This window comes from Streptomyces cupreus (assembly GCF_014257025.1).
In the GTDB taxonomy this organism is placed as follows: Bacteria; Actinomycetota; Actinomycetes; order Streptomycetales; family Streptomycetaceae; genus Streptomyces; species Streptomyces cupreus.
Map to the genome: position 1 here is coordinate 61,344 of NZ_JACMSF010000013.1, position 17,717 is coordinate 79,060.

General features: G+C 71.4%; 18 protein-coding genes. 10 read left to right on the forward strand and 8 right to left on the reverse strand.

Translation table 11 applies throughout. The features are described 5' to 3' along the window. Window positions 1-229: 229 nt before the first annotated feature. Window positions 230-766: a hypothetical protein gene (locus H4N64_RS14650; protein WP_186282732.1), complete on the reverse strand. Its 537-nt coding sequence runs from the start codon at window positions 764-766 to the stop codon at window positions 230-232. 56 nt (window positions 767-822) lie between these two features. Further along, window positions 823-1,488 (reverse strand): bifunctional DNA primase/polymerase, encoded by a 666-nt coding sequence (locus tag H4N64_RS14655; protein ID WP_186282733.1) that lies wholly within the window; start codon window positions 1,486-1,488, stop codon window positions 823-825. A gap of 503 nt (window positions 1,489-1,991) precedes the next feature. On the opposite strand from H4N64_RS14655, the gene H4N64_RS14660 reads away from it, so the two are divergent. The 4 genes from H4N64_RS14660 (at window position 1,992) to H4N64_RS14675 (ending at window position 7,768) form a co-directional block, all read left to right on the forward strand. Further along, entirely contained in the window at window positions 1,992-3,521 is a 1,530-nt protein-coding gene (locus tag H4N64_RS14660; RefSeq protein WP_186282734.1) for a PP2C family protein-serine/threonine phosphatase, read from the forward strand. Between the two features lie 81 nt (window positions 3,522-3,602). Continuing rightward, window positions 3,603-5,066, forward strand: a complete 1,464-nt coding sequence (locus tag H4N64_RS14665) for an aminopeptidase P family protein (RefSeq protein ID WP_186282735.1) — start codon at window positions 3,603-3,605, stop codon at window positions 5,064-5,066. 12 nt (window positions 5,067-5,078) lie between these two features. After that, window positions 5,079-6,482 (forward strand): MocR-like pyridoxine biosynthesis transcription factor PdxR, encoded by a 1,404-nt coding sequence (pdxR, locus tag H4N64_RS14670; RefSeq protein WP_186282736.1) that lies wholly within the window; start codon window positions 5,079-5,081, stop codon window positions 6,480-6,482. Between the two features lie 68 nt (window positions 6,483-6,550). Continuing rightward, on the forward strand, window positions 6,551-7,768 hold the full coding sequence (locus H4N64_RS14675) for an MFS transporter (RefSeq protein WP_186282737.1): 1,218 nt from the start codon (window positions 6,551-6,553) through the stop codon (window positions 7,766-7,768). On the opposite strand, the gene H4N64_RS14680 is transcribed toward H4N64_RS14675, so the two are convergent. The 6 genes from H4N64_RS14680 to H4N64_RS14705 form a co-directional block, all read right to left on the reverse strand. Beyond that, a complete protein-coding gene (locus H4N64_RS14680) occupies window positions 7,699-8,538 on the reverse strand; it encodes a triphosphoribosyl-dephospho-CoA synthase (protein WP_186282738.1) in 840 nt (279 codons plus the stop codon). The genes H4N64_RS14675 and H4N64_RS14680 overlap by 70 nt on opposite strands. Window positions 8,539-8,547: 9 nt before the next feature. Beyond that, on the reverse strand, window positions 8,548-9,462 hold the full coding sequence (locus H4N64_RS14685) for an intradiol ring-cleavage dioxygenase (protein ID WP_418896266.1): 915 nt from the start codon (window positions 9,460-9,462) through the stop codon (window positions 8,548-8,550). Window positions 9,463-9,543: 81 nt separating this feature from the next. Next, entirely contained in the window at window positions 9,544-10,227 is a 684-nt protein-coding gene (locus H4N64_RS14690; protein WP_186282740.1) for an HAD family hydrolase, read from the reverse strand. 81 nt (window positions 10,228-10,308) lie between these two features. Continuing rightward, window positions 10,309-10,755 carry a carboxymuconolactone decarboxylase family protein gene (locus tag H4N64_RS14695; RefSeq protein ID WP_186282741.1) on the reverse strand — a complete coding sequence of 149 codons (447 nt, stop codon included), beginning with the start codon at window positions 10,753-10,755 and terminating at the stop codon, window positions 10,309-10,311. After that, the gene (locus H4N64_RS14700) at window positions 10,752-11,498 is read right to left on the reverse strand and encodes a dienelactone hydrolase family protein (RefSeq protein ID WP_222108960.1); all 747 of its coding nucleotides are present in this window, start codon (window positions 11,496-11,498) and stop codon (window positions 10,752-10,754) included. The genes H4N64_RS14695 and H4N64_RS14700 overlap by 4 nt, the downstream gene beginning before the upstream one ends. Window positions 11,499-11,547: 49 nt before the next feature. Then, entirely contained in the window at window positions 11,548-11,991 is a 444-nt protein-coding gene (locus tag H4N64_RS14705) for a hotdog fold thioesterase (RefSeq protein ID WP_186282742.1), read from the reverse strand. 248 nt (window positions 11,992-12,239) lie between these two features. On the opposite strand from H4N64_RS14705, the gene H4N64_RS14710 reads away from it, so the two are divergent. From H4N64_RS14710 to H4N64_RS14735, 6 genes are all read left to right on the forward strand, one after another. Next, a complete protein-coding gene (locus H4N64_RS14710) occupies window positions 12,240-13,259 on the forward strand; it encodes an AvrD family protein (protein WP_260859735.1) in 1,020 nt (339 codons plus the stop codon). Between the two features lie 34 nt (window positions 13,260-13,293). Next, window positions 13,294-14,007, forward strand: a complete 714-nt coding sequence (locus H4N64_RS14715) for an AAA family ATPase (RefSeq protein WP_186282744.1) — start codon at window positions 13,294-13,296, stop codon at window positions 14,005-14,007. Further along, window positions 14,004-15,092 carry a beta-ketoacyl-ACP synthase III gene (locus tag H4N64_RS14720; RefSeq protein ID WP_186282745.1) on the forward strand — a complete coding sequence of 363 codons (1,089 nt, stop codon included), beginning with the start codon at window positions 14,004-14,006 and terminating at the stop codon, window positions 15,090-15,092. Before H4N64_RS14715 ends, H4N64_RS14720 begins: the two co-directional genes overlap by 4 nt. Before the next feature lie 91 nt (window positions 15,093-15,183). Continuing rightward, window positions 15,184-15,423, forward strand: coding sequence for an acyl carrier protein (locus tag H4N64_RS14725; protein ID WP_186282746.1), 240 nt, complete (start codon window positions 15,184-15,186; stop codon window positions 15,421-15,423). Further along, complete coding sequence (locus tag H4N64_RS14730) at window positions 15,420-16,355, forward strand: NADP-dependent oxidoreductase (protein ID WP_186282747.1); 936 nt, start codon at window positions 15,420-15,422, stop codon at window positions 16,353-16,355. The genes H4N64_RS14725 and H4N64_RS14730 overlap by 4 nt, the downstream gene beginning before the upstream one ends. An 86-nt stretch (window positions 16,356-16,441) precedes the next feature. Then, window positions 16,442-17,710, forward strand: a complete 1,269-nt coding sequence (locus tag H4N64_RS14735) for an MFS transporter (RefSeq protein ID WP_186282748.1) — start codon at window positions 16,442-16,444, stop codon at window positions 17,708-17,710. The last annotated feature ends 7 nt before the right edge of the window (window positions 17,711-17,717 follow it).

The following is a 17,717-nucleotide window of genomic DNA, read 5'->3' on the forward strand; positions in this document are numbered from 1 at the left end:
GATCCTCCGCGGCTGATCGACCGGTCAGCCGACGGGGGCGCGCGGAACAGGTGACTCCGATCACAACTCCCCGTCGGCACGGGGAAATCGGTGACCGGAAAGCCCGGATCGAATTTGCGAACCGCCGATCTCTTGTTACCGTTCCAGTAGCCCGGTTGCTGGTGCATCCCCCGTCGCCAGCAACCGGGTCTTTTCATGTGCAGGGCTCTGTACAGAACGCCGCCGCATGTCAACTGCCCGTAGGAGCACCGGAGTTGCTCCCGGAACGCAGCAGCAGCGGACCCTCACCGGCGCCGGCCGCGAACTCCGCGACGGCGGTGTAGCCGTCCGGTTCGCCCCGGGTCCGCTCGCGCGGGGTCTCACAGGTGCCGGGCTCGTCCTCGGCGCCCACCGCGCACCGCATCTGCACGGTGCGTCCGCCCGGTCCCATGACGCTCAGCACCGAATCCAGCGCCTCGCCGGTGGTGTTGCGGTAGTAGGTGCGCGCCCATGTCTGTTCGCCCTGGGTGAGCACACAGGTCTGCGCCTCGATGCCCTCGGGGGAGGTGAGTTCGGGTCCGCAGCGCGCGGCGGTGGCAAGGCCGAGGCCCAGCCTCAGGGGTGAGGGGGAGGGTGCCTTGGCGTCGGCGGACGCGGACGGACGTACGGAGGAGGCGGGTGCGGCGGTACGGCCCTCTTCGCCCACCTGCCCCGCGGACGCCACGGCCAGCGGCAGCGCCACCGCGCACACCGCGACGCCCACGAGGGCGAGCAGACGAGGGTTCATACTGCGGAAGATAACGAGGTGGGGCGGGCGCCCCGACCGGCGCGCGCCCGACACCCCTACAACTCGGGTGCGCTCACACCCGTACGAGTGAGGGCCTCCACCGCCGCGTCCACCACGGCCTCCACGTCCGGCAGCCACGGGGTCGCCGAGCCGGGCAGCGGCGCGCGCTCCCAGCGGACGGTGCCCTCGCCGGTCTCGGAGGGGGGCAGGGCGAGATAGCCGCCCGTGCCGTGGAACCTCAGGGAGCCCGGGACCCAGTCCTTGGCGTACAGCAGTTCGCCCAACCGCTCCATGGAGTACGGCTTGACGAGCAGGGCCCAGCGGGTGGGTGAGGCGATCACGGGACCGAGCCGCAGGCCCATGCGGTCGAGCGCGAGGAGGGCCTGGGCGGCCGGCAGGGCCGGCAGGCTGACCGCGCAGGGCGCCCTGCCGCCGGTGGCCAGCACGATCGGTGCCGACGGGCGGTTGGTCCACCACCAGCGCACCATGCGCTCGTCGGTGGTGGCCGCGAGCAGGCCGGGGTCGAACGGGTGCGCACCGGGCACCGTGCACTCCGGATCGGGGCAGCCGCAGCGGGACCGCCCCTGCGGGTCCGCCGTCACTCCCGGGAGTACGGGCCACTGCCATTGAGTCGCGAAGGTCAGGGCCGCGCTGAGCAACTCAGGCCTCCCGCCGTTGCGCTGGGACAGGAGCCTGCGTCGCCTTCCGAGGATCTCGCGCATGAGCGCTCGTTCCTTTCCGTTGCACCGCTGGCAACACCGTGGTCCACATCACACCATGTGTCGATCACTTCACTGTGCGTACCTGTTGGCGCATCACACCCCTGCCAAGAGCAAGGGGAACCCCTATGGGCCGAGCGTTGGCTGCGTCCGCGGCAGCCTCGCCCATACCGCGTCTATCAAAAGCATGGGCGTGGCGTGGGGTGGCGAAGTCTGGCGTTTTGCCGTCGCACGTATTTCTCTTCGCCTCCGCCACGGGAGGATGGGGCACGGTCGTCGGTGGCTAAGACGCCCGGGTCCGCCACCAGGTTCCGGGTGGCTGTCAACCACCCCTGGCCTTCTCCGAGTACGTACCCATCACGACCGCTGTGACGCTCCGTGGAGCAAGCCCAGTCGACCGCAATAAGGCGTTCCCTGAGGCAGTTTTAAGCCAACTTTGCCTTTCTGCAAGGGGTCGGGAAGATGTGCTCTGGTTACCCACGGACACCAGGAATCCCGGCAGGACAATGCTGGACATCCCCTCACGAGTGCGTGTACATGTGGAGACACTGCTAGCGGCGCAGAATGACATGGGGGTTTGCGATGCTTTTGAGCAATACGCACCGGTCGGAAAGCCGGACGACATGAACGCCCCTCACCCTCCGAAAGTGGCCGGAATCGATTCAACGGTTCCCTCGCCCGCACACACTGTCGCGCCCGCGCCCGCGGCCTCCGAAAACACAGCCACCACTCCCGTCTCACCGCCCACCACACCGGGCGCCCCCGGACTGCTGCTCCAGGACCGTCTCGCCGGCTGGGTCTCCGACCTCACCACGCTGCACGAACTCACCGAACGCATGGCCCGTACGGACTCCCTGTCCGACGCCCTCCAGGAGCTGCTGCGCGCCGGATCCGCCCTCGTCGGCGCCCGGCGCGGACTCGTCGTACTGGAACCGGCCGACGGACGGGGCCCGGACACCACCGTCGGCCTGGGGCTGGCCCGCGCGGACCTCGGCCATATCGAGACCGTGCCGCGCGGCTCGATGTCGTACGGGAAGATCCTCGACGGACTGCCCGGCGGGGACGGCGAGATCGCGCAGCCCGATCTGTTCGCCGAGGACGGGCTCGATCCGCGCCACCGCGAGGTGGCCGCGCGCCTCGGCTACGCCGCGAGCTACGCACTCCCCCTGCACACCGACGCCGCCGGCCGGCTCGGCGCCGCCGTGTGGCTCTACGACGAGCCCGCCCAGCCGGCCGAGCGCCAGCGGCACCTCGTCGGCCTGTACACGCGCTACGCCACCGAGCACCTCGCCCGGCTGCTGGAGGTCGAGCGCACGCGCGCGTGCATGGCGACGATGTCCGAGGAACTGCTTCCCTCCCGGCTGCCCCGGGTGGCCGGCGTCCAGCTCGCCGCCCGGCACCGCACCGGGCCGCTCGGCGGCGGCGACTGGTACGACGCGCTGCCGCTGCCGGACGCGGCCCTCGGTCTCGCGGTCGGCGCGGTCACCGGATCCGGGCCGAGCGCGGTCGCCGCGATGGGCCGGCTGCGGGCGTCGCTCCGGGCGTACGCCGTGATGGAGGGCGAGGACCCGGTGGCGGTCCTGTCCGATCTGGAGCTGCTGCTGCGGCTGACCGAGCCCGCCCGCTCGGCCACCGCCCTGTTCGCCTACTGCGAGCCCGCCCTGCGCAAGATCACCCTCGCCGGGGCCGGGCACTGCCCGCCGCTGCTGATCGGCGAGCGGCGCACCGAGTTCGTGGAGACCTCCGTCTCCGCCCCGCTCGGCATGCTGGCCTGCTGGGAGGCGCCCAGCGTAGAGCTCCAGGCAGAAGCAGGAGAGACGGTTCTGCTCTACACCGACGGGCTGCTGCGCCGTACCGGCGACGCCACGGACCGGGCCTTCGCGCGGCTGCACACGGCGGCGGCGAGCGTCCCCCGGTCGATCCGGCACGACCCGGACGCCATCGCCGAGCACGTCCTGCGGGCGGTGCTGCCCGACGGTCTCGACGTGGCGGACAGCACGGAGGACGTCGTCCTGCTCGCCGCGCGCTTCGAATGACACCGGTAACAGGTCCTTCGCCCCTGGGCCCCCTTCCGTACGACCGTACGATGGAGGGGGTCCAGTGCCGTATCAAGGAGGATGACCGTGGCCGAGGAGCTCACCCCGGAGACCCCGGAAGAGTCTGAAGAGCCGATCAAGCAGCGCAAGAACGGCCTGTACCCGGGCGTGTCCGACGAGCTGGCCGAGAACATGAAGTCCGGCTGGGCCGACACCGAGCTGCGCGGCCTGGAGCCGATCCCCCAGGCCGCCGAGACCGCCGCGCGCCGCGCCGCGCTGTCGGCGCGCTTCCCGGGCGAGCGTCTTGTGATCCCCGCGGGCAATCTGAAGACCCGCTCGAACGACACGGAGTACCCCTTCCGGGCCTCGGTCGAGTACACCTACCTCACCGGCAACCAGACCGAGGACGGCGTCCTGGTCATGGAGCCCGTGGCCGACGGTCACCGGGCGACGATCTACCTGCTGCCCCGCTCCGACCGCGAGAACGGCGACTTCTGGCTCTCCGGCCAGGGCGAGCTGTGGGTCGGCCGCCGGCACTCCCTCACCGAGGCCGGGAAGCTGTACGGCATCCCCGCCTCCGACGTGCGCGAGCTGGCCGAGGCGTTGCGCGAGGCGACCGGTCCGGTGCGGGTCGTCCGCGGTTACGACGCCGGGATCGAGGCCGCGCTGACCGACAAGGTCACCGCCGAGCGGGACGAGGAGCTGCGGGTCTTCCTCTCCGAGGCGCGGCTGGTCAAGGACGAGTTCGAGATCGGCGAGCTGCAGAAGGCCGTCGACTCGACGGTGCGCGGTTTCGAGGACGTGGTGAAGGTCCTCGACAAGGCCGAGGCCACCTCCGAGCGCTACATCGAGGGCACCTTCTTCCTCCGCGCGCGTGTGGAGGGCAACGACGTCGGCTACGGCACCATCGCCGCGGCCGGGCCGCACGCCTGCACGCTGCACTGGGTGCGCAACGACGGGCCGGTGCGGTCCGGGGACCTGCTGCTGCTCGACGCGGGCGTCGAGACGCACACGTACTACACCGCCGACGTCACGCGGACGCTGCCGATCAACGGCCGGTACACCGAGATCCAGAAGAAGATCTACGACGCCGTGTACGAGGCGCAGGAGGCCGGGATCGCGGCCGTGAAGCCCGGTGCGAAGTACCGGGACTTCCATGACGCCTCGCAACGGGTGCTCGCCGAGAGGCTCGTGGAGTGGGGGCTTGTCGAGGGGCCCGTGGAGCGGGTGCTGGAGCTGGGGCTTCAGCGGCGGTGGACGCTGCACGGTACGGGGCACATGCTCGGTCTTGACGTCCATGACTGCGCTGCGGCGCGCGTGGAGACGTATGTGGACGGTGTTCTTGAGCCGGGGATGTGTCTGACTGTTGAGCCCGGTCTGTACTTCCAGGCCGATGATCTGACGGTGCCTGAGGAGTATCGGGGCATCGGTGTGCGGATCGAGGACGACATTCTGGTGACGGAGGACGGGAACCGTAATCTGTCCGACGGGCTTCCTCGTCGCTCTGATGAGGTTGAGGCCTGGATGGCTTCGCTGAAGGGCTGACTTGTTGGATTGATGGCCGGGCACCGGTGGGGTGTCCGGCCATCGTTGCGGTCTGCGGGAGTGGGGGCTTGGGTGGACCTGCATGTGGAGCTTGTCGCTGCTGATGGGCGGCGTGCCGGGCTGGAGCGTGCCCTGCGTGACGCGGTGCGGGACGGGCGGTTGGCGCCCGGGGAGCGGTTGCCCGCCACACGGCGGCTCGCCGAAGAACTGGGAGTCTCCCGCAACACCGTCAAGGGGGCCTACGACCAGCTCGTCGCCGAGGGGTACTTCACCGCTCGGCAGGGGTCCGGTACTCAGGTCGCCTCGCTGCCTGCGGAGGACGCCGTCCCGCCGGAGGCTTCCGCACGCGCGCGTGAGCCTCTGTTCGATCTGCGGCCCGGCAGTCCTGACGTGGGGGCGTTTCCGGCTGCTGCCTGGCTGCGGGCGCTGCGGCGGGCCATCGCCACCGCGCCCTCCCTGGCCTACGACTATGGCGATCCCCGGGGGCGGATCGAGCTGCGGGCCGCGCTGTCCGGGTATCTGGGGCGGGCTCGGGGGGTGATCGCGCCGCCCGAGCGGATCGTCATCACGTCGGGGTATGTGCAGGGGCTCGCGCTGCTCACGCGTGTGCTGGACGGTGGCGACATCGCCATGGAGGATCCGGGGCTGCCGTTCCATCGGGATGTCGTACGGCGCAATGGTGGCTCCGTGGTGCCTGTGCGGGTCGATGAGCGGGGGGCCTGCGTGGACGGTCTCGGGGAGCCCTCGGCGGTCGTTGTCACGCCCGCGCATCAGTATCCGACCGGGGTCACGCTCCATCCCGAGCGGCGGCGGGCGCTCACCGACTGGGCACGCGCGCGTGACGGACTGATCGTCGAGGACGACTACGACGGGGAGTTCCGTTACGACCGGCAGCCCGTGGGGGCGTTGCAGGGGATGGCGCCGGGGCACGTCGTGTATCTCGGGACCGCTTCCAAGACGCTCGGGCCGGCGCTGCGGCTCGGGTGGATGGTGTTGCCGCCGCAACTCGTCGACGACGTCGCCGACGCCAAGCTGCACAGCGACCATCACACCGAGTCGCTCGGTCAGTTGGCGCTCGCCGAACTGATCGACAGTCATGCCTACGACCGTCATGTGCGCGCGTGCCGGCTGCGGTACCGCAGGCGGCGGGACCGGCTGGTGGACCGGCTCGGGTCGCGGCGCGGGGTGCGCGGGATCGCCGCGGGGCTGCATGCGCTGATCGAGGTCGACGACGAGGCCGAGGTACTGGCGCGGGCCGAGGCGGAGGGGCTCGCGGTGGGGTCGCTCGGGGAGCACTGGCACTCACCGGAGAGTGAAGGGCGGCCGCAGGGGCTGGTCGTGGGGTACGGGACGCCTCGGGAGCGGGTGTATCCCGAAGCGCTGGAGGTGCTGGGGAAGGTGCTCGACGCAGGGTGAATTGGGCCATGGATTTCGGCCCTTAGTGGTTCTGTTTGGGGATCCAGTCCGCACCTAGTGTCGTAGGCATGACGAACTCCCTCGTTCCGCCCGCGGGTCCGCAACGCGTCCTGGCTCTGGCCCAGTTGGCCAACTCGGTCGGGGACGGTGCCTTCTATGTCACCTCGGCGCTCTACTTCACCCACGTCGTGGGTCTCGACCCCGCGCGCGTGGGGCTCGGGCTGACCGTCGCCTGGGCGGTCGGGTCGCTGGCGGGGGTGCCGCTCGGGCGGCTCGCGGACCGGCGGGGGGCGCGGGGGACGGCGGTGCTGCTGGCGTTGGCGACCTCGCTCGCGGTCGCGTCCTTCCTTGTGGTGCGGGGGTTCTGGCCCTTCGTGGGGGCCGCTGTCGGCTACGCCACCGCTCAGTCCGGGCTCGCCGCGGCGCGGCAGGCGCTGCTGGCGGGGCTGGTGTCCGCCGGGGAGCGGACGGGGTTGCTGGCGCATCTTCAGTCCACGCTCAACGCCGGGCTCGCCGTGGGGGCGGGGCTGGGCGGTCTGGCGCTGCATGTGGGGACTCGGGGGGCTTATCTCGGGGTGTTCGCTCTGGACGCGGTGAGCTTCCTGTTGTGCGCCGCGGTGTTGTTGCGGCTGCCTGCTGTGGCGCCGGTCGTCTCCGTGAAGGGGAACGGGCTCGCGGTGCTGCGTGATCGGCCGTATGTGGTCATCACGGCGCTCAACACCGTGCTGTTGCTGCGGATGCCGTTGCTGAGTCTCGGTCTGCCGCTGTGGATCGCCGAGCGGACCGCTGCGCCTGCGTGGCTGGTGTCGGCGTTGTTCGTGCTCAACACCGGTGCGGTGATGTTGTTCCAGGTTCGGATGGCTCGTGGGGTGACCGGGCTTGCCACGGCCGTGAGTGCGGTGCGGCGGTCGGGGTGGGTGATGCTGGCGGCGTGTGCGGTGTTCGCGCTGTCGGCGGGGGCGTCGCCGTGGGTTGCCGTGGGGGCGTTGGTGGTCGGGGCTGTGCTCCAGGTCGTCGCCGAGATGGGGCAGTCGGCGGGATCCTGGCAGCTGTCCTTCGATCTCGCGCCGGCGGATCGGGTGGGTGAGTACCAGGGCTTCTTCGGTACGGGGGTCACGGTGGCCCGTACGGCAGGGCCGTTGGTGCTGACGACGCTGCTGGTGCAGTGGGGGGCGCCCGGGTGGCTGCTGTTGGGTGGGGTGACGTTGGTGGCGTCCTATGCGATGGAGCCGGTGGCGCGTCGGGCTGCGGTGCCTCGTACGGGGGTTCTGGTTCCCGCTGGTTGAGCCGTTGCCGGCAGCGCATCCAAGAACAGTGCCCCCGCCATCAGTCCCGCGCTCCCCCTCGGGCTCCAGCCTCGGTTGTGCAGGTCCGTGTCCAGTGCCGTCAGGGCCTTCGCTCCCGCTGCCGTTCCCGTTCCGCCTGCCTCCAGCACCCTCCTTGCGCCCGCCTGTACGTGCCGTAGCCCTGTCGGGCCCGCTGTGTACAGGAGTTCCGTGTCCTGGAGGGTGGACATGATCGTGAGCAGGGCGTTCAGGCGGGACTGGGGCCTCGGGGTGCCGTCGGCGAGGACGGCCCATGCCCGCCGTATGTGCGGGAAGCCCGCGCGGGCCTCTCCCCTCGCCCCGGCCGCTCCGTACTTCGCGGACATCGACGAGCCTCGGGAGGGTCGGCGCGGGGCTCCTCTGTCGGGATGCGCGGCGATGCGCTTCGCCGTCGCCGGGACCTCCCTCGGTTCTATCGCTGCCGCCGCCACCAGCAGGCCCAGCGTCCACAGGGCCCCCCGGTGGCCGCCGCCCGCCAGACCGACCGAGTGCTCCGTGCAGCGGCCTATCGCGCCCAGCTCCGCGCGCAACCCCGGAGTCGGTTCGCCGGTGCGGCGGGCCGCCGCCGACATGGCCGCGAGGCCCGGGGTCAGGGCCTTCGCCGACCAGCGCAGGGTGTTGTGGTCCCGGTGGGAGGGGTCGGGGAGGCCCGGCTTCGGGGTCAGCGCCAGCTGGTCCGTCAGCGCGGTCACCGCGGCCCGCGCCAGCGCCTCGTCCTCGCGGCTCGTCATCGCCGTACCCTACGAAGACGCCGGGGCCGAAGGGGCGTCGCTGGGAGGCGTGCCGTCGGGAGGCGTGCCGCCACCGCCGCCGCTGCCCGCGCCCGTGTTCTCCGCGTCCGGGTCGATGCCGAGGGTCAGGAAGCCCTTGTAGCCCTTTGACGGGTCGGCCTTCTTCACCGCCTTCAGGGTCAGCAGGCCGCTGGACGCGCCGCCTCCGTCGTAGACCATGTCGTTGTCGAGGGTCGTGTAGCTGCCGGAGTGCTGGGAGTACGGCTCCAGCGTGAAGATCTCCTGGGCGATCTCGTCGTCGAAGAAGAACTGGCCGGTGTAGTTGACCTTGCCGCCCTCGTAGGTGCCGTCCTCCTTCTCACCGCCCGTGTGCACCTTGACGTGGATGTGGCAGGTGCGCGGGGTGTACCAGCCGGGGAAGATCGTCTCGAACTTGACCACCCCGTTGGCGTTGGCGATCTGGTAGCCGCGCAGGTAGGTGTTGTCGTCGGCCGTCGAGCCGTCCTCGCTCTCCGCGGGGGCCGAGCCGCCGGGGTTGGCCGTCGTGTAGCCGGAGTAGTAGCCCCAGGCGTCGCAGTGCCAGATCTCTACCGCCGCCCCGGGGACCGGGGTGCAGCCGTCCGCGGCGTCCACGACCGTCAGGCGCAGGGTCAGCGGGACTCCGCTCTTGCCCTCGGTGATGTCCTTCCGCACCAGGGCGCCGTCGAGGTGGTAGGGGCCCTCGGTGACGCTCGACATCAGCGTCATGCAGGTGCTGGAACTTGAAGAGGTGGCCGTGGCAGTGGTGGTCTCGGCCGCCGTCGTCTCGTCCGCGAACGCCGCCTGGTAGCCCGCGAACGCCAGCCCGCCCGCCGCCACCGTGCCGCCGGTCACCGCGAGGGCGCGGCGCCGGGTGATCGAAGTGTCCTTGTGGTTTCCCGTCATGGACATGAACGTAGGAACGGTGGCCGTCAGGACCGTGGGTGACGGCTGTGCGTGGGCTGAGAGTCCTGAGGAAGCTGAAACTCAGCGGGTGAGCGTGGGCGCCGGAGTGCGCGGCCACACCGTCCAGCCGTGGCGGCGGGCCTGTTCGCGCATCTCCGGGTCGTCGCCGACCACCACCGCCCGGCCCGTCATGCGCAGCAGCGGTAGGTCGGAGATGTGGTCGCCGTAGGACGTGGACGCGGGCAGGTCCAGTCTGCCCGTGGTGCTCAGGGTGCGGACCGCCTCCGCCTTCGCCTCGCCGATCATCGGGCGCTCCACATGGCCGGTGTACGTGCCGTGAGCGGTCTCCGGGTCCGAGCACACGACGATGTCCGCGTCGAGGTGCCGGGCGATGGGGGCCAGGCAGGCCCGGAAGGAGCCCGACACCAGCACCACCAGGTCGCCCTCGCGCTGGTGCCGGCGCAGGGCGGCGACCACGTGCTCGTTGAAGAGGGCGCCCCGGTCCAGCTCGGTCCGGAACCACTCCTCGGCGAGGGCGGCTATGGCGCGTACGTCCGCTCCGGCGTAGGAGGCGAAGTAGGCGCGGTTGGTCTCGGTGCGCGGGACCCCGGCGGCCGTCATGGCCTTCAGCCGCTGGCGCTCGTAGCGGTAGGCCGACGGTGGATGCCCCTCGGCGGCCAGCCGGAACTCCAGGAACCGGAACATGCTGGTGACGTTGATGACGGTGCCGTCGACGTCGAAGAACGCGGCTGTACGTCGTCGCAAGGCGGTTCCCTCCTGCGTGAAATGGGTGTCCCGCCCCGCGCGGCCGACGGGGGGTTGAGGGCACGCGCGGGGCGGGAGCGGTCAGCCGGCCGCCGCGGCCTCGGCCACGGGGGCCGGGGCCACCGGCAGCAGCCCCCGCTCGGCGAACACGCGCTTGGCCGTGCTGAGGCTGTTGAAGGTGCGCGGGAAGCCGACGAAGGCCAGGCCGTGCACCAGGGCGTCCACCACCTCCTGCGGGGTGACGCCCGCGTTCAGCGCCAGGTTCAGATGGAAGGCGAACTGGCGCTCGGTGTCGCCGAGTGCGGTGAGCAGCGAAAGGGTGACCAACTGCCGCTGCCGGTCGTCGAGTCCGCCCCGGCCGTACAGGTCTCCGAAGACGAACTCGGCGACGTAGCGGCCCATGTCGGGGGCCACGTCGGCGAGCGCCGTGAAGATCGCGTCGCCCGAGTCGCCGAGTTCCAGCAGTTTGGCGTGCCCGCGCTCGAAGCGGGGGTTGCCGCGCTGCTCGTCGCGGATGTCGCGGGTCATACGGCGGGCTCCGCGTGGCGCGCGGTGAAGTCCAGCAGGCGCTGCCAGGCGTCCGCGCTGATGTCCTTCCACTCCGGGGCGCCGCCGTCGAAGAAGGAGTGCGGGGCACCGTCGTAGATCTTGTACTCGTACGGCTTGCCCGCGTCGTCCAGCTTGCCGCGGAAGGCCGCGAAGTCCTCCTGGGTGGTGGCGACGTCGTCGCCGGCGAGGAGCAGCAGCAGCGGGGCGGAGATGTCCCCCAGGCGGTCCTCCGCGAGGCCCGGAAGGCCGTAGAAGCCGATGGAGCCCGCCAGTTCGAGGTCGGTGCCCGCGAGCCGCCAGGAGTGGCCGCCGCCGAGGCAGAAGCCGACCGAGAAGACCGTGACACCGGGGTTCTTCTCGGTCAGGTAGGCGACCGCGGCCGCGGCGTCGTCGGCCACGCTGTCCGGGACCAGCTGCTTGAAGTGCGGCTGCCACTCGAACTCGTCGTCGCGCGGCCCGAGTCCTGCCGTACGCCCGTAGTAGTCGAGGACGACGGCGGCGAACCCGGCCTCGGCGAACCGGCGGGCCAGCTCCTGGTAGTAGGCGTGGACGCCGCGGATGTCCGGCAGGATCACCACGCCGCGTCCGTTGGGCTCACCCGGCTGCGCGTGGAAGGCGCTGAACGCCGTCCCGTCCTGGGAGGTCAGCTCGATCAGCCCCTCCTCGGCCACGCTGCCGGGGTTCTCGACGGCGGGGGGCCTGCTGTCGGTGCTGTGGCACATGGGGTGTTGGCCTCTCTTCGATGGTGATTGCGGGGGGACCCCGGATTCCTCACGCCGTGCGCAGAACGCCGCGGGAACGGGCGCGGACGCTGACGGCGCAGGTCAGCCGAGCGGTGCAGGTGCGTCTGCCGGAGCTGTCGATGATGACGATCTCGTAGGTGGCGGTGGTGCGGCCCTCGTGCAGGGGACGGCACTCACCGGTCACCGTGCCGCCGGCCACCCAGCGGTGGTGGGTGCAGGACAGGTCCAGGCCGACCGCGTGGCCGCCGGGTCCGGTGTGCAGGAACGCGGCGATGGATCCCAGAGTCTCCGCCAGTACGGCGTTGGCGCCGCCGTGCATGATGCCGACGGGCTGGCGGTTGCCGGCCACGGGCATGGTGCCGATGACCAGGCCCGGCTCGCAGCGCACCAGCTCGATCCCCATCTTCGGGACGAGCTGCTGCTGGCTGAACTCGGGCGTCACGGCCCAGGGGCCGAGCGTGGTGTCGGACATGGCTGCCTCCCCGTGTGCGGCACTGGAATCCGTGTCCGCGAACACCTCGGACGCTAGTCAATTCCGGGGTGTTCGGAAAAGGGCGCCAACTGGTGGTGTCCAAGGTGGTGTTGGCAGTAACCGCATGAGCCGACTCTCGTTGCGGCGAAATATTTCGGCTAGCTTCGAGCTCACCGAGAAGCAGCCCGGGAAACATGCCGGGAAATCGCCCCGCTGGGCCCGACACAAGGGAGTTAGCGTTGTCTGGAATGCTGCCTGCCAAGGAATTACTCCTCGACTCGGTCGACGACTATCTGGGGCCCGGCGAAAAGCGGTTCTTCGGTTCCGGATTCCGGCGCGTGCAGTACCGCTACGACAAGGTCGAGATGACCGGCGGCCGGGATGTGCCCACCGAACTCGGCAGCCGGCTCGACGTCGTCTACCCGGCCGACTGGTCGACCAAGGCGAAGACCCGCGGCGATCTGCGCCCGCATCTGAGCACCGTCGACGGACTGATCATCGCCGTGCACCTGAGCGAGGCGGCCCTCACCCACGCCCTCGGCCTCGGCCCCGAGAGCCGGCGTGCGGGCCGGGTGCTGTCGGTGCGGATCAAGGCGGGCACCGAGCCCGACGAGGAACTGACCGGCCTTCCGGTGCGCACCACCGTGCTCGGCGTGCCGGTACGGAACAGCGAGGGCGAGGCGGTGTCGCGGCTGCAGACCATGGTCGGCGCGATGCGGGTCCGCACCGACCTGCGCCATCCGCAGCCGGGTCCCTCCTCCGACGGCCCGGTCGCCACGGCCACCTACAGCGGCCCGGCGGAACTGCTCGGGCCGGTGGAGCGGCAGTACTACGGCACTGGTTTCGCGGCCCGGACGCAGAGCGTGCGCAAGGTCGCGGTGCGGGCCGCCGAGGCCCGCGCGCACGCCGTCGTGGACGTGGCCCAGGAGCCCGGCACCGTGCTGGCCACCGAGGGCACCGAGGGCCTGTACCAGCCCTTCGTCGGGCTGATCGACACCTTCGTGACGAGCCTTCAGCTCGGTCAGATCCTGCTGTACGAGACCGACGGGATCTCCCGGGGCGCGAGCAACACCCTGTGGATGCGCACGACCGTGCTCCAGGCGAGCGCGGAGCCCGATCCCATCCGCTACGAGACCCCGCTGGATGTACGGCTGGAAAACAGCACGTTGCTTCGGCGGGACGAAGAGATCTGGCGCACGGCCGACATCGTCGGACGGCTCGCCGGAAACACCGTGCGCTGCTCTGTCGCGCACCGACTTCCCGGCTGATTTACCGGCCACCTTTTCAGAACTGGAGCCTGTCATGCGTATCGCCATATCCGGCACGTATTCCTCCGGAAAGACCCTCACCTCGTATGCCCTCGCGCATTACGTGGGAATTCCGCGCACCCGTGCCCGCACCATGCGCGAGCTGCTGCCCGAGGCCGTGCCCGGCAAGACCCTGGAGCAGTGCACCGCGGCCGAGCTGGTCCAGCTGATCGTCCGCCGCCATGTGGACCGGGCCGTCCACGAGAGCCGCTTCGAGGGCTCGTTCATCTCCGACGGCTCCTCGCTCCAGGAGTGGATCTACGGCGCGGTGCGCGTCATCGTCGGCATCAACCCCAATGACTCCGTGCACCTCAGCGAGCTGGAGAGCGTCGAACGCACCGCGGACATCCGGGTGTTCGACGCGGTCATGGAGCAACTGGGCATCGCCTTCAAGCAGCACGTGAAGCAGACGTACGACGTCTTCGTGCACCTGCCCAACGAGCTGGCACTGGCCGCCGACGGGCACCGTCCGGTCAACGAGCGGTTCCGTTCCATGGCCGACGAGCGGCTGCTGGAGGTCGCCGCCGAACTCGGCATCCCCGCGCACGTGGTGGGCGGCACCGTCGAGGAGCGGCTGGTGGAGATCGCCCGGCTGTTCGACCTGCCGGCGCTGATGTCGCCGGAGGAGGCCATCGCGAAGGCGCAGGCCGAGTACGAGGCCCTCGACATGCGCACCGAGTCCGACCGGGCCTCGGTGATCGTGCGATGACGGTCCGCTCGGGCCTTGGTGATCCGGGCACGGCGGGCCTTGGTGATCCCGGCACCGCGGCGCCCACCGCCGTTCTCGCGGGCCTCGGCTCCGCGCTGCCGCCCCGGGTGGTGACCAACCACGATCTGACCGCCCGGATGGACACCTCCGACGAGTGGATCCGTACCCGCACCGGTATCGCCGAGCGGCGGATCGTCGACCCCGGCACCGCCACCAGCGACCTCGCCATCGAGGCTGGACGGCGGGCGCTGGACTCGGCGGGCGGGCCAGACGTCGGGGCCGTGGTGGTCGCCACCGCCACTCCGGACCACCCGTGCCCGGCGACCGGTCCGACCGTCGCCGCCGGGCTCGGGCTCGGCACCGTCCCCGCCTTCGACGTCGGGGCCGTCTGCTCGGGGTTCCTGTACGCCCTGGCCACCGGTGCCGGTCTGATCGCCTCCTCGGTGGCGGACAGCGTGCTGGTGGTCGGCGCCGACGCCTTCACCACCATCGTCGACCCCTACGACCGCAACACCGCGCCGATCTTCGCGGACGGCGCCGGCGCGGTGGTGCTGCGTGCGGGGCGGGCCGACGAACCGGGCGCGCTGCGCCGTACCGAACTCGCCAGTGACGGGATGCAGGCCGACCTGATCCGGGTGGCGGCCGGCGGCTCCCGGCAGCGCAGTCACCACAGCGCGGCGCTGCGCGAGGACCAGTACCTCACCATGCGCGGCGGCGAGGTGTTCAAGAACGCGGTGCTGCGGATGACCGAGGCATCGCGGACCGTCCTCGACCGCACCGGCTGGTCCACCGCCGACGTGGACCTCCTCGTCGGCCACCAGGCCAACGTCCGCATCCTGCACGCCGTCGCCGAGCAGCTCGGCATCGGCCAGGAGCGGGCCTACGTGAACATCGGCCACACCGGGAACACGGCCGCCGCGTCGATCCCGCTGGCCCTGGACGACGCGCACGGCGAAGGGCGGCTGCGGGCGGGGGACAAGGTGCTCCTGACCGCCTTCGGCGCCGGTACGACCTGGGGCGCGATCACTCTCACCTGGCCCGACGGCCTTCAGTACACCGGAATGCCCAACTCCGCCGCGGCCTGATCCAGCCCGGCGCCCGCACACCTCACCCCCGCACCCCCGCCTCACCGATCCACGCAAGCCCCGGAGCACGGCTCCGAGGAGGGAGTACGAGATGCCTGTCACGGCATATCCCGGACTGGTCGCGTTCATAGCCGAGAAGGCCGAGATCCCCATCGAGGAGATCGACCCGGAGCGGACCCTGGAGGACCTCTCGCTGGACTCGCTCACCCTGATCGAGATCGCCCTGTTCATCCAGCGCGAGTACGGCATCGAGGTTCCGGAGGGCGACCTCGTCCTCAGTCAGAAGCTGGCCGAGTGGGCCGCCTACCTCGACGAGCGGAGCGGCCGATGAAAGCCGCCGTCACCACCGGGATCGGCGCCCCGGACGTGCTGCGCCTGACCGAGGTCGACCGCCCGACGCCGCTGCCCACCGAGGTGCTGGTCCGGGTCGAGGCCGCGGGCGTCAATCCCGTCGACTGGAAGATCCGCGCGGGCGTCTTCCCGCCCGGCGCGCTCGGCGCCCCGCCCTTCGTGCAGGGCTGGGACATCGCCGGAGTGGTGGAGTCCGGGCCCCGAGTGACCCGTTTCGAGCCCGGCGACGAGGTGTTCGGCCTCATCGGCTTCCCTCGGCCCGGCGGCACGTACGCCGAGTATGTGACCGCGCCCGCCCGGCAGTTCGCCCGCAAACCGGTGGGGCTGAGCTTCGAGGAGGCGGCCGCGCTGCCGCTGGCGGGACTCACCGGCTGGCAGACGCTGGTGGAGACCGCGCGGATCAGGCGGGGCGACAAGGTGCTGGTCACCGCGGCGGCGGGCGGCGTCGGCCACCTGGCCGCCCAGATCGCCCGGGCCCACGACGCCGAGGTCACCGGCACGGCCCGCGCCGAGAAGCACGACTTCCTGCGCGAGGTCGGCGTGGACCACCCGGTCGACTACACGGCGGGCCCGCTGCACCACACGGTCACCGGACAGGACGTCGTCCTCGATCTGCTCGGCGGGGAGCACAGCTTCGAACTGCTGCGCACCCTGCGCCCGGGCGGACTGCTGATCACGGTGATCGGGCACGTCAGCCCCGAACTCGCCACCCACGCCGCCAGTTTGGGCGTACGGGTGACGGGCTTCCTGGTCGAGCCGGACCACTCCGGGCTCGAAGCGCTCGCCGCGCTGGTCGAGGCGGGCCGGCTGAAGGTGCGCGTGGACCAGGTGTTCAAGCTCGCCGACGCCGCCAAGGCGCACGAGTACGGCGAGGCGGGCCGCACCACCGGAAAGATCGTGCTGGTCCCATGACGTCATCCATCGCCGCGAACGGCTCGGCCGGACGCCGTACCGCCAGGATCCGTCCGGCAGTTCAGGTCCGCCGGGAGGAACGGCACATGGCAACCGTGTCGAGCGGCGGCGATGGGGGCGCCCCCGCCGCGGGGAAGCGTGCCAGGAACCGCCGGGCCGGGCCCGAGGCACTGCGCCCGGCCGGCGGTCTGCCCGACCGGCTGGTCACGGTGTTCGCCGTGGCCGCCGGTCTGGCCGTGGCCAACATCTACTACGCGCATCCGCTGCTGACGTCGATCGCCTCGGCGTTCGGCGTCAGCAGCACCGCCGCCTCGCTGGTGGTCACGGCCTCCACCGCCGGGTACACCGTGGGCCTCGCCCTGCTGGTGCCGCTCGGCGACACGGTGAACCGGCGCCGGCTGCTGGTGGCGCTGCTGCTGGTGACCGCCGTGGGGCAGGCCGCCTCGGCCGCCGCGCCCACGGTCACCGCGCTGGTGGTGCTGTCCGGACTGATGGCGGTGACAGCGGTGGGCGCCCCGCTGCTGGTGGCGTTCGCCGCCGCCCTCGCCCGGCCCGAGCAACGCGGCCGGGTCACCGGCCGGATGCTCAGCGGGGTCCTCCTCGGCGTGCTGCTCGCCCGCACCGGCGCGGGCCTGCTCGCCGAGTGGACCGGCAGCTGGCGCTCGGTGTTCGCGGTCGCGGCGGTGGGGATGCTGGTGCTCGCGGCGCTGCTGTGGCGGCTGCTGCCCGACCTCGAACCGGCCGAGCGGCTCGGCTACTTCACCCTGCTGCGCTCGGTGGCGTCGGTGGTCGCCCAGGAACCCCTGCTCAGGCTGCGCTGCCTGTACGGCTTCCTCACCTTCGCCTCATTCAGCGTCTTCTGGACCTCGGCGGCCTTCCTGCTCGCCGAGCCCCCCTACTCGTACGGCGAGGCCCTGATCGGCGCGTTCGGGCTGCTCGGGGCGGCCGGGGCGCTGGCCGCGCGGTCCATGGGGCCACTGGTGGACCGCGGCCGGGACCGGCTGGCCTCGACCCTGCTGTACGTCGCGAACCTGGCCGCCTGGGGGCTGCTCGCCCTGGACGGCGGCCACCTGCTGATGTGCCTGGTGCTCGGTGTGCTGCTGCTCGACTTCGGTGTGCAGGGCGCCCAGGTGACCAACCTCGGTGTCCTCTACCGGCTGCGCCCCGAGGCCCGCAGCCGGATCACGATGGCCTACATGACCGCCTATTTCCTGGGCGGCGCGGCGGGTTCGGCGCTTTCGGGCGCCGTCCATTCCGCCGCCGGGTGGGCCGGAGTGTGCGCGGCCGGGGGCGGCCTGGCCGCGCTCGTGCTGGTGCTGTGGGCCGTAGAACAAGCGCGCACCCCACGGCCGTAGCGAATCC